Genomic DNA, 16,046 nt, shown 5'->3' with positions numbered 1-16,046 from the left:
AGTTGAAAGTGTAATTACTTACGCGACAAAGTCACTAAGCCTATCTGAATGAGGAAGCAATCTCGGGCGATATTTTTATGTAGATTGCTTCGCTCGCAATGACAAACACAAACACCATTATTGATATGAATGCAGACGATTTATTTAAAAGAAGTATAGAAAACAAAGAAGATTTCTGGAAGGAACAAGCTCAGGAAATAAGTTGGTTTGAGTTTCCTACCCAAATTCTTTCACTAAATGAAAACAGCTACCCCGAATGGTATTCTGACGGAAAACTTAATATGTGTTATTTATGCATCGACAAACATATTGAAGATGGTTTTGGGGATCAGATCGCTATTATTTATGATTCTCCGGTGACTGACCAGAAAAAGAAATATACTTTTAAACAAGCTCAGGAAGAGATTTCAAGATTAGCAGGAGGCCTGGTGTCATTAGGCTTAAAAAAAGGAGATACAGCGGTTATCTATATGCCAATGATCCCACAAACCCTTTTTGCGATGCTGGCCTGTGCTAGGATTGGAGTGATTCACAATGTAGTTTTTGGAGGCTTTGCTCCCCATGAGCTCGTGGTAAGAATAGATGACTGCAAGCCAAAAGCTCTTATTACAGCTACTGCCGGAATAGAAATCGCTAAAAGAATTCCCTATTTACCATTGGTAGAAAAAGCAATTGAACTCGCTCAGGATAAAGTAGACCACATTATTGTGTACAACCGAAAACTGGTTGACAATCAGGATGAAATGTTTGAAGGACTGATAGATTATGAAGAACTTGTTCAGAAATCCTCCCCTACACCATGCATTTCTATTGGATCCACCCACCCACTTTATTTATTATATACTTCAGGAACAACAGGAAAACCCAAAGGAATTACCCGGGATACAGGTGGTTATGCTACCGCCTTAAAATTTTCCATGAAATATATATACGGTATTGAGCCGGGAGAAACCTACTGGGCAGCATCTGATTTTGGATGGGCCGTGGGCCACAGTTTCTCTGTTTATGGACCATTATTAAACCGTAATACCACCATTATTTTTGAAGGAAAACCTATTATGACTCCCGATGCCGGAACCTTCTGGAGGATCATTTCAGAATATCGTGTTTCAGCAATGTTCACTGCTCCAACCGCGATCAGGGCGATCAAAAAAGAAGATCCTAATGGTGAACTGGTGAAAAAATATGACCTCTCACATTTCAAAAAACAATTTCTGGCAGGTGAGCGCTGTGACGTCGCCACGCTGGATTGGTTCAAAGAACATATCGGAGTTCCGGCAATTGACCATTGGTGGCAGACGGAGTCAGGCTGGCCTATGCTTGGACTGATGACCTTTGACGATCAGTACACCATCAAGAGAGCCTCGGCAGGAAAACCAATTCCCGGATATGATATCAAAATCTTCGACGAAAATGGTTTTGAGCTCGACCCTCATCAGGAAGGCTATCTGGTCATTAAACTTCCACTCCCGCCTGGTGCACTTTCAGGAATATGGAAAGATAATGAACGCTTTCAAAGCAGTTATTTATCTCAATACAAAGGATATTATTTCTCCGGAGATGGTGCGATACAGGATGAGGACGGATATTTCTTTATTACAGGAAGAGTGGATGATGTCATCAATGTAGCCGGGCACAGGTTATCGACTTCAGAAATGGAAGAAATTGTTGCTTCACACCCTCACGTTGCGGAATGTGCCGTGGTTGGAATCGACAATGAACTAAAAGGACAGGTTCCGTTTGCAACCGTTGTTTTAAAAAATGGAGCTACTGTTTCCGAAGAAGAGCTTGAAAAAGATATCATCAAAATGGTTCGCGAGAAAATAGGAGCTGTAGCATTTTTAAAGAATGCAATGGTCGTTAAGCGTTTACCCAAAACACGTTCGGGAAAAATCCTGCGAAAACTGATCCGTACTCTTTTGGATGGTAAAGAATTTCAGGTTCCATCAACGATTGACGACGATCAGATCATTGAGGAAATACAAGAAAAAATCGTGGATTACCGAGCTAAATCCACAAATTAAACATAAATTTAAATATCAATAAAATTCAAATTTCAAAAAACAAAAGGGATATGAGAAATTACTTAATAGAAGATTTACCACATTATTTTGAGGAATACAAAAAGTCTATTAAAAACCCTAAAAAATTCTGGGATAAAATAGCCGATCAAAATTTTGTCTGGTATCAGAGATGGAGTAAAGTGGTTAAGTATGACATGAACGAGGCAAAGATCACTTGGTTTAAGAATGCAAAATTAAATATTACAAAAAACTGTATCGACAGACACCTGAATGAAAGAGGTGATAAAACTGCGATCATTTGGGAACCTAACGATCCAAAAGAAAAAGCTGAACATATTTCCTACAATGAATTATATACCCGGGTTAATAAAACAGCCAATGTTTTAAAAGAAATGGGTATTGAAAAAGGTGATCGTGTCTGCATTTATCTTCCGATGATCCCTGAATTGGCAATAACCATGCTTGCCTGTGCAAAAATAGGGGCAGTACATTCTGTAATATTCGCAGGATTTTCCGCTAATGCCGTTGCTTCAAGAGTCAATGACTGTGAAGCTAAATTGGTGATCACTTCTGATGGAAGCTATAGAGGAAGTAAAGTATTAGATTTAAAAAGCATTGTAGATGAAGCCCTTGAAAAAACTTCAACTGTCGAAAATGTACTGGTGGTTAAAAGGACTCATAATGAAATTAAAATGAAAGAAGGCAGGGATCACTGGATGTCTGAACTCTATGAAAAGGCTTCTGCTGATTTCGTTACGATTATTATGGATGCTGAAGACCCCTTGTTTATTCTTTACACTTCCGGGTCTACAGGAAAACCAAAAGGTATGCTCCACACCTGTGCCGGATATATGGTATACACAGCCTATACTTTTAAGAATATCTTTAATTATCAGGAAAATGACATCTATTGGTGTACTGCAGATATCGGCTGGATCACAGGACATTCGTACATCCTTTACGGCCCATTATTGAATGGCGCTACTACCGTTATTTTTGAAGGTGTTCCAACATATCCTGAACCGGATAGATTCTGGGATGTCATAGAAAAACATAAAATCACGCAGTTTTATACCGCGCCTACGGCAATCCGCTCTTTGGCTAAGGAAAGTGCAGAATGGGTAGACAAACATGATTTGAGCTCCTTGAAGGTTATTGGATCTGTAGGAGAGCCTATTAACGATGAGGCATGGCATTGGTTCAATGATCATGTGGGAAGAAAAAAATGTCCTATTGTAGACACCTGGTGGCAAACAGAAACCGGAGGAATCATGATCTCTCCACTTCCGTTTATCACCCCTACCAAACCTACTTACGCCACTCTGCCATTACCAGGCGTTCAACCTGTTTTGATGGATGATAAGCGCAACGAAATCACAGGAAACCAGGTGACGGGAAACCTCTGTATCCGCTTTCCATGGCCGGGAATTGCCCGAACAATATGGGGCGATCACCAGAGATATAAAGAAACTTATTTCACGGCTTTCCCAGGAAAGTATTTCACAGGAGATGGTGCTCTAAGGGATGAAGTCGGATATTACAGGATTACAGGACGGGTGGATGATGTCATTATCGTTTCAGGCCATAATTTAGGAACCGCCCCCATTGAAGATAGTATCAACCAGCATCCTGCGGTGGCAGAATCCGCTATCGTCGGTTATCCCCATGACATTAAAGGAAATGCATTGTATGGATATGTTGTTTTAAAGGAAACGGGAGAAAGCCGTCAAAGAGAAAACCTGAAAAAGGAAATCAATCAGCTGATTGCAGATCAGATCGGGCCTATTGCCAAACTGGATAAAATACAATTTGTTTCCGGGCTTCCAAAAACACGTTCCGGAAAAATTATGCGTAGGATCCTGAGAAAAATTGCGGAAGGTGATTTTAGCAACTTCGGAGATATTTCCACTTTGTTAAATCCTGAAATTGTAGATGAAATCAAAAACGAAAGATTAAGTTAATCTATTTTTTTGAGTTAAAATAAAAAGGCGTAGAAATTCTACGCCTTTTCTGTGAAAAACTTTATTGTTTTATAATTTTTATAGATTGTCTTCCAAGATTGGAATGTATGTTGAGCAGATAATTCCCTTTTGGATAATTAAAATCAAAGGAATATTTTTTCAGTCCTTTTTCACGGATATCATCCTTTAAAATATTCGTGAAAAATTTCCCTGAAAGATCATACAATCCAATGATAATATGGTCAGAATGCTCAAAATGAATATTCAGGTGCAGCTTATCTTTGACAGGATTAGGAGCAACATCAATTTGAAGTTTTTTCTCAACACTACCGCTTTCAGTTTCACGAGCTCCCAAATTACCTACATTCATTTTATAGATGCCAGCTCCTGCTGCATAGGCAATATTATTATTAACAAAAAATATCCTGTTCAAAGCATACCCCACTCCTGTATTTGTCCATGTATCCCCACCATTAAAAGTTTCATAGAACCCTGTATTATGACCACCCATCCAGCCATGAGTTTCTGAAGTAAAACCAACTGCCTGAACAAAAGTATCCGGAAAATCTCTGGTTTCCCAGGTAAGGCCTCCATTTAACGATTTCACTAACTTTCCGGTATTCGGTGCTTCCGCTTCAATAGATCCAAATATTTTATTATCTAAAAGCTGTAGTTTCCAGACATACTCAAACGGAATATTGCTATTATAAATTTTTGTCCAGTTTACGCCTCCATCCGTTGTTTTGAGAATGACCGCTCCATCATCATCACTTCCAGCTGCAAAGCCTGTATTTTCATCAACAAAGGTAATTTCAACTAAAGCTGTTGCATATGCAGACATATCAATATATTGCCATGTATTCCCACTATCTGTTGATTTTATAATATAGGCAGGATAAAACCATGCTCCACAGCCGTAGACCGTAGAAGTCCCCACACAATCCAGGCCACAGATGCCCTGGGGATATGGAGAGATATTATTAACCCTTTGCCATGTGCTCCCTCCATCTGCTGTCTTATAAAAATTATTGTTTAGGGTTCCTAAAAAACCAATATTCTCATTTAGAAATTCAATATTTCTGTAATACTCTCCCGGAGTAGAACTTACCGTCTGCTGGATCCAGGTATTTCCGGCATCTGTTGTTTTGAAAACAGCCCCATTACCACCCCGTGCGGCCCAGCCAAGATTTTCATTAAGAAAGAATACATCATCATATCTTCCGCCCCCACTTTCTGGTGGATAAGAAAATGGGGTCCAGCTGTATGTTTGTGCCGGTAATAGCGATGATAACAAAGAAAAAACAATTAAAATTCTGATCATGGTATAGTTATTTTAAAATTTATTATTAGTTTTTTTTGACTCAGGTTATACAATATTGTAAAAAAAATAAATCACATCTATTTACTTTCTACAAGATCCTTTTGTTTTTGTAAAATTTCACTAATATCCTCTTTGAGATTAGATACAACTAAGATTTGTACATTGTACGATCATCTTCACTAAAAGAAAAATACGGATCAGAATCAATGATTTTTTGATTTACACAAAACAATTAATAATAGTAAAACAAACCACACTCTCAATCTATTACATTCTTTTCTGATAAATAAAATTTTTCTTGTTAAAGCATATGACCGTTAACTCAACTATAAGCAATTTTAAATTATTTCAAAATCACAAATTCAAACAACTGATTGATAGAAATCATCAAATGTGACCGTATTAAAATATAGATAAAACAATATAATCGGAATTTTATTGAATTTTATTCAAATAAATTGAAATTTAATTATTACCTTTAAGTACAATTTAAAACACACGATCATGACAAAAATATTAGCCGGATTATTTCAATCTCACAGTGACTATAAGAAACTCGAAACGGACCTGGAAAGTTCCGGTTTTGGAAACTCAGACTATATCGTATATCTCGATGATCATCATCAAAGCTCACAATATTTAGCGAGCGTTGCCGTAAACGATCCTGATCAGACTGACAATGCAAGAGATATTTTTACTCAAAATGCTGTTGTAAAAACCTATTTATTTGAAAATATGGGAATTGAACAGGCAGACTATCATAATATAAAAAAATACATTGATGCCCGAAATCGAGCAGAAATCCATAACAGCCCGGATGTCAAAATCAAAGGTTCAAGCCACGGCATTGATTCCGAGGTAAAATTCTAATAAACTAAAATCTAATAACCGGAAATCCGCAGAATTTTCTGCGGATTTTTTTGTGATTGAGAAGTGGGAAAATTTTCGTATTTTCGTTTGATTATAGGCATTTACACAAATGAGTTACGACTTAGAACAGGAGAATAAAGAAATACTTGCAAGATATAAAGATCTGATTTCTAATACTTACAGAACTTTGGATGAGGAAAACAATAAACTCATCCGAAGAGCTTTCGATATTGCATTAGATGCACACAAAGATCAAAGAAGAAAATCAGGGGAGCCTTACATCTATCACCCTATTGCGGTAGCTAAAATTGTGGCAACGGAAATAGGTTTGGGAGCAACTTCTATTGCCTGCGCACTGCTCCATGATGTTATTGAAGATTCAGACTATACCTATGAGGATATCAAAAAAATATTTGGTGAAAAAATAGCCAATATAGTGAATGGATTGACAAAGATATCCATCATGAATCATCAGAATATTTCTGTTCAGTCTGAAAACTACAGAAAACTCCTGCTTACACTTTCCGAAGATTTCAGGGTTATTTTGATCAAAATTGCGGACCGCCTCCACAATATGCGAACCTTAGAAAGCATGACTCCGGACAAACAAAAGAAAATTGCTTCTGAGACAGTCTATATTTATGCTCCGATGGCCCACCGTCTGGGATTGTACAATATTAAATCCGAACTTGAAGATCTTTCTTTAAAATATAATAATCCGGAGATTTTTAATGAGATCACCGAAAAGCTGGAACTTGCTAAAGAAAACCGCGAAAAATATATTGAAGAATTCAAAAAAGAGGTCTCTGAGAGATTAAAGGAGGAAGGATTGAATTTCAGCATAAAAGGCCGTGCAAAAGCGGTTTCTTCCATCTATAGGAAAATGCTAAAACAAGGTGTTTCTTTTGAAGAGGTTTTCGATAATTATGCGATCAGGATCATTTATAAATCTGATGCTAAGAATGAGAAATTTCTGGCCTGGAAGATATATTCAATTGTAACAGATGTTTACCACAGTAACCCATCCAGAATGCGTGACTGGATCACACAGCCCCGTTCTACAGGTTATGAAAGTCTACACCTCACCGTTCTTGGTCCGGACAAAAAATGGATCGAAGTACAGATCCGTTCTGAACGAATGGATGAGATCGCAGAAAAAGGGGTAGCAGCTCACTATAAGTACAAGGAAGGGTACAAGCAAAGTACAGATGACAGAAATTTTGAAAGATGGGTAACCGAAATCCGTGATGTTCTGGAGCAACAACAGAATCTTTCTACTTCTGAACTTTTAGATAATATTAAACTTAATTTATATTCCAAAGAGGTTTTTGTATTCACTCCAAAAGGTGAAATTAAAATCCTGCCTACCAATGCTACTGCATTAGATTTTGCCTTTTCTGTACACTCCGATTTAGGAATGAAATGTTTAGGAGCCAAAATCAACGGGAAATTGGTCCCGATTTCCTATGTTCTTCAAAATGGAGATCAGGTAGACATTCTTTCTTCCCAAAATCAAAAACCAAAATCCGACTGGCTGGAATTTGTAGTCACCTCTAAAGCGAAGTCTAAGATCAAAAGCTATTTGAATTCGCAAAAGAACCAATTGGTAGAAGAAGGAAAAGAGATTTTACAGCGAAAACTTCGTCATGCAAAAATTAATTTTAATGACGAGGAGATCAATAAACTTCAAAAGTTCTTTAATTTAAAAACGTCACAGGAATTATTTTTAAAGTTCCAGAGCAATGAGCTGGATGTAAGCAGTCTTCGGAAATATATAGAAAGTAAAAATGTATTCAACAACTTACTTTCAAGGTTCAGAAAATCTCCTAATAAAAATGTTCACTACGAAGAACCAAAAGAACAGAACCTGGACATGATCGTCTTTGGAAAGGATGAAGAAAAACTGAATTACAGCTATGCAAAATGCTGTACCGTGATTCCAGGGGATAAGATTTTTGGATTTATTACAATTTCCGATGGTATCAAAGTACACAGCGACAATTGTCCCAACGCTATTAATCTTCGGGCACAATACGATTACCGCGTTATTCCCGCCAAATGGGTCAACGCTGAAAGTTTTAAAAACAGAGTTAAGATTGAGATCGAAGGCTTAGACAGAATGGGAATGATCAACGATATTACTGCGGTCATCAGCGGTACGATGGGAATGGACATGAAAAGCTTATCCATCGAATCCAATAACGGAGTATTTATGGGGAATATCATTCTCGAAGTTAAAAATAAAGGCCAATTGGAAGAAACCTTTAAAAAGCTTAAAAATATTAACGGAGTTTCAAGAGTGAGACGATTACAATCTTAGACATGAATTTATCTATTTATTTTAAACGATTTTTCAATAGCAGTCAATCTTCAGGAATCATCCTTATTTTTTGTGTAGCCGTCTCTTTATTAATTGCAAATTCATCATTAGGAGAAGGTTTTCAACATTTACTTCATTATGAAATAGGCACTTCTCTTTTTGATCTTAAATACCCCATACATATTTGGATTAATGATGGTCTTATGGCAATTTTCTTTCTCCTGGTAGGACTTGAAATAAAAAGGGAATTGGTGGAAGGCGAGCTTTCTTCTTTTAAAAATGCCTCACTTCCTATTTTTGCAGCTGTTGGGGGAATGCTTGTGCCGGCAATAATCTATACTCTTTTCAACTCAGGAACTGAATACAGCAATGGATGGGGAATTCCTATGGCTACTGATATTGCATTTTCACTGGCACTGATTTCTATGCTGGGAAGTAAAATTCCCAACTCTATAAAAATTTTTCTTGCAGCCCTGGCGATCGTTGATGACCTGGGTGCTATTTTAGTGATTGCTATATTTTATACAGATCAGATCCACTGGATATATCTGCTTGTATCACTTGGAATTGTCATTCTTTTATTTCTTTTGAACATTTTAAAAGTTACAAAACTTATTTTCTATATTATTCCCGGGTTATTTTTGTGGTATTTCCTACACCATTCAGGGATTCACGCTACAATTGCGGGGGTATTACTCGCTTTGTCCATTCCAACCAATGTATCCAACGTAACAATTTCTCCCCTGGAAAAACTGGAACATGCATTACATGTACCCGTTAGTTTCATGATCATGCCCGTATTTGCATTAACAAATACCAATATTGCATTTCATAATGGAATGGTAGAGGGTCTGGTAAGTACTTTAGGACTTGGGATTATTGGAGGTTTGGTTCTAGGAAAACTCATTGGAATCAATTTATTTTCCTTCATCGCTATTAAACTTAAGATAAGTTCACTACCACATAACAGCTCCTGGGGACATATGTTTGGAGTAGGACTGCTTGCTGGAATAGGTTTTACAATGTCTATTTTTATTGCCCTACTTTCATTTAAAGAGCAATATGAAATTCAGGATGAAGCAAAATTCGCGATTTTAATTGCATCATTCTTATCTGCAATTTCAGGGGTGATCATATTGAGCGCCAGTTCCAAAAAAGACAGATTTATCAATGAAGATAATGAGCAATCAATTTAAAATATAAAAAAGGAGAGCATCATGCGATGCTCTCCTTTACTTTTTTAAGGTTTAACTAAGGACAAACATAGGTAGGTAACCTGCAAAGTCCATTACAGCAATAGCTGCTTCCTGGGCAATAATCATCTCCTGTTCTACAGGCTAATCCTCCTTTTACGATTTTCAGATCGTTTCTTGTTAATTTTTTAATGTTTTTCATAATAAATTATTTGGTATTTGTACGAGAATTATAAATTCTTTATTACAAACTAAATTAATATAAAATTCAATAAAAAAGAAATAATTCTATAATTTTTGAATTATTAAAATATAAAACTTAAAAAAATAGCCCATCTAATTAATTATTATCCATTCTATTTGCCGGATAATCACTCCCCTCCTCCTTACGAAGTTCATCTGATAAAAGCTTTTCTATTCTAAGTTTTCGTATAGCCATATTAAGTTCATTCCCAAATAATAGAAGATACACATTCACATTTACCCATACCATCAAGAGGATCATACTCCCAATAGAGCCATATAATACATTATACCTTGCAATATCTTTTACATAAATAGCGAAAATATAAGTGGTAAGGACAAAAAGAACGGTCGTCAAAATAGCTCCGGGAACAGCCTGTCTGAATCTCGCTATTTTTACGGTTCCTAACCAGTAAAACATGGCTAACAGAATAAAATAAAATAACGGAAAAGACACAAACCCAATTATTTTGGAAAGATTGTTTACCAGCCAAGAAACATTGTGAGTAGGTGTAAATAATTTAAGCACGACTTCCACATAATAAACTCCAAAAAGAGCCAGAAATACGATGGTTATAAAACCAATTGTAATAAAGAATGATAAAATAAACTCTTTTACATCTGTAAGTTTTTCATCAGAGTTCTCATTGAACCCATTGATCAGAGAAAAAGTACCATTTGTAGCAAAAACCAAAGCAAGAACAATTGTTAAATTGCTGATTCCCCTCATATTGGGGATAATACTTTTTTCAATATACCCTCTCACATCGGTTTCCATATTGGAAGGAAAAACATTGTGGATCAGTACTTCAAAAATATAAAAATGCAGCTTATCATAATGAGGCATATAGGGTAAAATAGAAAGTAAAAAGAGCAAAAAAGGAAATAAACTGATCGTAAAACTCCATGAAATTGCAGCTGCTTTTCTGCCTATTTTGTCCTTAAAAATACCGGAGATATAAATCTGAAACATCTGCCAGAGTGATATTCCCAGAACCGGAATATGGATATCATCTAAGAATTCTTGAATCTTTAAGATAAAACCAGGAACTTTTATACTCATAATTATTTTAAGGTATTATCTTTTTATTAAAATGAAGTGCAAAAAAATCATTACCAGAACTCTGTCTGGAAATAATCGAAATTTTGCTATCCTTTTCTTCTTCCTTGTACTTATTTTCACCAAAAATAACTTCCTGATTATAAGAAGTTAATGGAAAATATAAAAATAGATAAGGAATAGGGTTCGGCTTCATCCTGTGATGTTGGTTATGTAAAAATACGTTTTTTTTTAGACTTGCCTAAATCTATGGTATTTATACCTGCTCCCAAAAGCATATAAAAAGGGATAAAGAAACATCTGATAATTCTTTTATTTATGAATATCTTTGCAGTATTAAACATGCTTACATCCCATGCGAATCAGCTTACTGTGTATTGGAAAAACAGATGATAAAGAAATTACATCCCTGATCAGCTATTATCTTACCCGCCTTCCTAAACACTGGAATTTTGAGATCATAGAAATTCCTGACGTCAAAAATACCAAAAACCTTTCTGCAGATCTTCTGAAAAAAGAAGAAGCGAAACTTTTCATGAATCATATCGACAAAAATGATTCCGTGGTTATCCTTGATGAAAGGGGAAAACAATTTACGAGCAGAGAATTTGCACAGAAAATGGATACATGGATGAGTTCATCAGTTAAAAAAGTGCATATTTTAATAGGTGGGGCTTATGGTTTTTCAGAGGAAATATACAGCAGAGCTAACGAAAAAATGTCATTATCTAAAATGACATTTACTCACCAGATGATCCGGCTGTTTATCGTTGAACAATTGTATCGGGCAGATCAGATTTTACAGGGAAAACCTTATCATAATGACTAATCTATTTTATTAGACATTTGGCAAAGTGATCAGACAAAAGAGCTTTCTCATATCCCAGAGATACGGCTTTTTCCAGATTAGTACATGCTTCTTTAGGTTTTGAGGTATCAAATAAAATTAATGCTTTGGTGACGTAAGATTGTGAAAATTTAGGATCGATTGAAATGGCTTTATTAATATCTACCAAAGCCTCTTTTGATTTCTTCATTTTAAGGTATAAATCTGCACGGCCATTATACAGCAAAGATTCAGGTTTTTCGGATAAGAGTTGATTATAATCTTTTAAAGCACCTTCAAGGTCCCCATTATTCTTTTTTAAATTGGCTAATCCTGTTCTTGCATAAATATTATCTGGTGCAAAACTTAAAATTTGGTTCAGATCTTTAATTGCCAGCTCTTTCTTTCCCTGGCTGTCATAGATTTTAGACCTGGTTAAGTACATATCTACATTTTCAGCGTCAATCTGTAACCCCTTATCCACATATTCCAATGCTTTTTGCTTATTCCCCTTCTGGCTATTTATTGAAGCAAGATTGGCATATACGGAAGCGGACATCGGATTGGCTCTTAAGGCTGATTCATAGGATTTAAGTGCAAGACTCGTCTTTCCTAATCTTCTTTGGGAAGTTCCTAAGTTGTTATAGTATTCGGATTGATATTTCTGGATTTGCTCTTTTTCAGCTAATTTGGAATATTGCTCTTCAGCACATTTGTAATCTGCTTTTTTAAAGCATTCTTCAGCTGTTTTTGCATCCTGGGAATAGAGATTAGCAAAACTAAATGCTAATAATACAAGTAATAAATGTTTTTTCATATGGTTATAGTTTGTTTGTTGATCACTTTTTTTGCGAGCGCACCAAATATCACTCCCAATAAAAGTCCAACAAACGCCCCCACCAAAATATCTATCGGGAAATGCACTCCTAAATATATACGGCTATAAGAAACAATTACAGCCCATACAAATATAGTATAAGGAAACCACTTGAGTTTCTCTTTTAATAAAATGCTTAAATAAGTGGCCAGAAAAAAAGTATTTGAAGCATGAGCAGAATAAAATCCATACTGTCCGCCACATTTTACAATTCTCATATAATGTTCCAGACTGGGATCATGACAGGGTCTTAATCTGGCTACACCATACTTAAATATACTTGCTACCTGATCAGAAACTGTAGTTCCAATCAATATAAATAAAAGTATATATACTAAAGATTTTAAATGGTAATTTTTATAAAGAAAATAAAGAAAAATAATGTAAAGCGGAACCCATATCCATGTACTGGAAATCAACATCCAAAACTGATCAAATGAAGAGTTCCCCAAATTATTGAGAAATAAAAAGACCTTTTTATCTTCCTGAATTATCTCTTCCATCAATTATCTGCTTACAGGTCCCTCATAGGTTTCGTCTTCAGAAGGCTTTGGTTTTGCAGGTTCAGAAGATGGTTCAGTGAGAATATCTTTTTCAATATTCTTCATTGGATTAAAGTCTTTTGCCGCATCTTTTACTTTTTCAATCTCACGCTTGATTTCAGAAACAGGATTATCTGTTTCTTTCATGATCTCGGTTTTAATATCTTCTACAGCTCCACGCATTTTTCTTACACCTGCTCCTAAGTCACGCGCTATTTGAGGGAGTTTATCCGGTCCGAATAATACAACGATTGCAATAGCAATCAATGCCATTTCTCCAATGCTTAATTCCATGAGGTAAAATTACGAAAGATTATACATATACAATATAGAAACCTAAAATTTAAACAAATTTTAAGATTTTTTACTGTAGACCTTTATATATTTTCAATTATACCCTATTCATCTTATTAACATTCCGGTTATTTTAAATTAACCAATAATTAATTCTCCTAATAAAGAATTATATTATTTTTTTTCACTAGATTTATTTTTCACAAAATTATAAATATTAAACTATGAAAAAATTAACAACTTTTTTTAAGCTCTTTGCACTGGCAATGGTATTATCATTGACCAGCTGTCAAAATGAAACTACTGAAGTTCTTCAGGAAAACACAGCAAAGAAAGAATCTTTATCTGATCTGAAAAAGGAATTATCTCCTTCATCTCAAACCCTTGCAAGCACAGTACAAGTACAATTAGAAGATTCTAAAAAGAATCTTGAACAGTACCTGAAAACTGATCTTCAAATTACAGGTATTACAGTTTTAGGAAAACTTTCTACTGAAAAAGGAATCGCTATCTCTAAAAATCTGATTTCAGGTAAAGAAACGTATATCGCTTCCGGAAATATCGTAGATCCAAATTCGGTAAAAGTAGGAAAAATAGGAAACCTTACTTCAGGAGAAGATTTATCCGCTGCTCAGAATGGTTTGACAGATGTGATTGCACAGGAAGTGAAGATAAACACGGATGTTCTTGAAATTACATGGGTTCACAAAGGAGAACAATTCACCTCACTATGTTTCTATAATAAAGATGGAATTATATGGGATAATATTCTTGGTGGGCTGGTGATGATGGAAAGAGGCAGCCAGGTTGAGACTTCCAATAATAATCAGGCAAAGGTACTTTCTAAATGGTTTAAAGAATGGTGGACTGCAAAATGGCTGTGGGGATCTAAAAGAGGCGAAGCAGGATATAAAATTACCATTTATTATAATGGATCTACAGTATCAAATGCTGATGTAAGCGATTGGGGAAATATCAGCCTGGGTAAAGCAAAAAGCGAAAGCAAAATACTTAAGAAAACCGGTGCTTACGGACAATGCAGATATGCGCTTGGGCTGTGTACACCTACAGGTTCTTTAAGCTTTAACTCCAGTAACTTTACCGTATCATTTTCAGGATTGGGAAGCAATATCGTAAGCAATGGAACTAAATCACTATATCCTTAACATATTATTTTAATTATATTGTATTTCAACTGAAGACGGGAAATCAAATTTGATTTCCCGTCTTTTTTTATTTCAAAATACTTATTTCTTAATCTCTTTATTTTTTTGAAAAGCATAATACGAAATAACTACACTTACTGCCATTAGAATAAATGCTAAAAAGAAAGGGGCTCCCGAAAACTTAAAGGGTGCTTCGTCATGAGTAAAATAATAAAACAGATTCGTCATCATAGGAGGTCCAATAATCGCAGTTGCACTCATAAGACTGGTTAATGCTCCCTGAAGCTCTCCCTGCTCATTAGAAGGAACACTTTTCGTAATTACAGACTGAAGTGCAGGTCCGCAAATCCCTCCTAAACAGTAAGGAATTAAGAATGCAAACATCATCCATCCTTCGGTAGCAAAAGCAAACAACAGCATGCCAATTGCATACATAGCCAATCCATAATAAATGCTTTTCTGCTCTCCCAATCTCGGAGTTGTCCACCGGATCAATCCCCCTTGAACAAGTCCTACCAGTAAACCTACAGCACCAAGCGATAACCCTACCATTCTTTCTGTCCAGCTGAACTTATACATTGTATAGAAACTCCAATTGCTCTGTACCGCATGTCCTGCAACATAAATTAAGATAAGTGCTACAATCAATCCTGAAATCTCAGGATGCTTTCCTAAAAATTTAAATGATCCTATAGGATTGGCACGTTTCCAGCTAAATTCCCTTCTCTTATCTTTATCCAAACTTTCAGGAAGAATGAAATAACCATAAAGGAAATTAAGCAGACATAAACCTGCTGCTGCATAGAACGGTACCCTTGAACCATAATGCCCTAACACACCGCCCAGCACAGGACCAATAATAAATCCCAAACCAAAAGCAGCTCCTATCAGTCCAAAGTTTTTTGCCCGGTCTTCATCTGTAGAAATATCAGCAATATAAGCACTCGCAGTCGTAATACTTGCTCCTGTAACTCCAGCTATAATTCTCCCTAAAAACAGCCACCAGATACTTGGTGCCAGTGCAAGTAAAACATAATCTATCGAAAATCCAAAAAGGGATATTAAGATAATGGGTCTTCGTCCAAATTTATCACTGAGATTTCCCACTACCGGAGAAAATATAAACTGTGTAAATGCATAGGCAAAACCAAGCCAGCCACCATATTTGGCAGCTTCACTGATATCAGCATGGATAAGTTCCTCAATTAATTTAGGAACAACGGGAATAATGATCCCCCATCCCGTGATATCAATTAAGAGCGTTATAAAAATAAAGCTCATGGCAGCTTTTTTCCTTGAATTTTCCATAATTCTGCAAAAATAACGAAATATACTGCAGTAATGATTCT

The 16,046-nt window shown here is 35.8% G+C and carries 14 protein-coding genes; 7 read left to right on the top strand and 7 right to left on the bottom strand.

What is annotated here, in order from left to right; translation table 11 throughout:
- Positions 1 to 125: 125 nt before the first annotated feature.
- On the top strand, positions 126 to 2,024 hold the full coding sequence (locus CEY12_RS00390) for an AMP-binding protein (protein ID WP_089029730.1): 1,899 nt from the start codon (positions 126 to 128) through the stop codon (positions 2,022 to 2,024).
- Positions 2,025 to 2,053: 29 nt separating this feature from the next.
- A complete protein-coding gene (acs, locus tag CEY12_RS00385; RefSeq protein WP_410493972.1) occupies positions 2,054 to 3,985 on the top strand; it encodes an acetate--CoA ligase in 1,932 nt (643 codons plus the stop codon).
- A 61-nt stretch (positions 3,986 to 4,046) separates the two neighbouring features.
- Here acs and CEY12_RS00380 read toward each other — a convergent pair whose 3' ends face one another.
- Positions 4,047 to 5,306 carry a YCF48-related protein gene (locus tag CEY12_RS00380; RefSeq protein WP_089025807.1) on the bottom strand — a complete coding sequence of 420 codons (1,260 nt, stop codon included), beginning with the start codon at positions 5,304 to 5,306 and terminating at the stop codon, positions 4,047 to 4,049.
- A 504-nt stretch (positions 5,307 to 5,810) separates the two neighbouring features.
- On the opposite strand from CEY12_RS00380, the gene CEY12_RS00375 reads away from it, so the two are divergent.
- The 3 genes from CEY12_RS00375 (at position 5,811) to nhaA (ending at position 9,692) form a co-directional block, all read left to right on the top strand.
- Complete coding sequence (locus tag CEY12_RS00375) at positions 5,811 to 6,176, top strand: hypothetical protein (protein WP_089025806.1); 366 nt, start codon at positions 5,811 to 5,813, stop codon at positions 6,174 to 6,176.
- Positions 6,177 to 6,285: 109 nt separating this feature from the next.
- Entirely contained in the window at positions 6,286 to 8,496 is a 2,211-nt protein-coding gene (locus CEY12_RS00370; protein ID WP_089025805.1) for a RelA/SpoT family protein, read from the top strand.
- A 2-nt stretch (positions 8,497 to 8,498) separates the two neighbouring features.
- A complete protein-coding gene (gene nhaA, locus CEY12_RS00365; RefSeq protein WP_089025804.1) occupies positions 8,499 to 9,692 on the top strand; it encodes a Na+/H+ antiporter NhaA in 1,194 nt (397 codons plus the stop codon).
- Between the two features lie 55 nt (positions 9,693 to 9,747).
- Here the strand turns inward: nhaA and CEY12_RS22165 are convergent, their stop codons facing one another.
- Both CEY12_RS22165 and CEY12_RS00360 read right to left on the bottom strand, forming a co-directional pair.
- On the bottom strand, positions 9,748 to 9,891 hold the full coding sequence (locus tag CEY12_RS22165; RefSeq protein ID WP_157676715.1) for a bacteriocin-like protein: 144 nt from the start codon (positions 9,889 to 9,891) through the stop codon (positions 9,748 to 9,750).
- A gap of 138 nt (positions 9,892 to 10,029) precedes the next feature.
- On the bottom strand, positions 10,030 to 10,995 hold the full coding sequence (locus CEY12_RS00360) for a YihY/virulence factor BrkB family protein (RefSeq protein WP_089025803.1): 966 nt from the start codon (positions 10,993 to 10,995) through the stop codon (positions 10,030 to 10,032).
- 352 nt (positions 10,996 to 11,347) lie between these two features.
- Between CEY12_RS00360 and CEY12_RS00350 the strand changes: the two genes are divergently transcribed.
- Positions 11,348 to 11,821: a 23S rRNA (pseudouridine(1915)-N(3))-methyltransferase RlmH gene (locus CEY12_RS00350; protein WP_089025801.1), complete on the top strand. Its 474-nt coding sequence runs from the start codon at positions 11,348 to 11,350 to the stop codon at positions 11,819 to 11,821.
- A 1-nt stretch (position 11,822) separates the two neighbouring features.
- On the opposite strand, the gene CEY12_RS00345 is transcribed toward CEY12_RS00350, so the two are convergent.
- The 3 genes from CEY12_RS00345 to CEY12_RS00335 are packed head-to-tail and all read right to left on the bottom strand — an operon-like array spanning position 11,823 to position 13,531.
- Positions 11,823 to 12,635 carry a tetratricopeptide repeat protein gene (locus CEY12_RS00345; protein WP_089025800.1) on the bottom strand — a complete coding sequence of 271 codons (813 nt, stop codon included), beginning with the start codon at positions 12,633 to 12,635 and terminating at the stop codon, positions 11,823 to 11,825.
- Entirely contained in the window at positions 12,632 to 13,198 is a 567-nt protein-coding gene (locus tag CEY12_RS00340) for a phosphatase PAP2 family protein (RefSeq protein WP_089025799.1), read from the bottom strand. Before CEY12_RS00340 ends, CEY12_RS00345 begins: the two co-directional genes overlap by 4 nt.
- A gap of 3 nt (positions 13,199 to 13,201) precedes the next feature.
- On the bottom strand, positions 13,202 to 13,531 hold the full coding sequence (locus CEY12_RS00335; RefSeq protein ID WP_089025798.1) for a twin-arginine translocase TatA/TatE family subunit: 330 nt from the start codon (positions 13,529 to 13,531) through the stop codon (positions 13,202 to 13,204).
- A gap of 224 nt (positions 13,532 to 13,755) precedes the next feature.
- On the opposite strand from CEY12_RS00335, the gene CEY12_RS00330 reads away from it, so the two are divergent.
- On the top strand, positions 13,756 to 14,697 hold the full coding sequence (locus tag CEY12_RS00330; RefSeq protein WP_089025797.1) for a hypothetical protein: 942 nt from the start codon (positions 13,756 to 13,758) through the stop codon (positions 14,695 to 14,697).
- An 81-nt stretch (positions 14,698 to 14,778) separates the two neighbouring features.
- Here the strand turns inward: CEY12_RS00330 and CEY12_RS00325 are convergent, their stop codons facing one another.
- Positions 14,779 to 16,005 (bottom strand): TCR/Tet family MFS transporter, encoded by a 1,227-nt coding sequence (locus CEY12_RS00325; protein WP_089025796.1) that lies wholly within the window; start codon positions 16,003 to 16,005, stop codon positions 14,779 to 14,781.
- Positions 16,006 to 16,046: the final 41 nt, after the last annotated feature.

It is taken from the genome of Chryseobacterium sp. T16E-39, assembly GCF_002216065.1.
Classification (GTDB): Bacteria; Bacteroidota; Bacteroidia; order Flavobacteriales; family Weeksellaceae; genus Chryseobacterium.
Note: the sequence above shows the minus strand (reverse complement) of the source record. Positions and strands in the feature narration are given on the sequence as shown.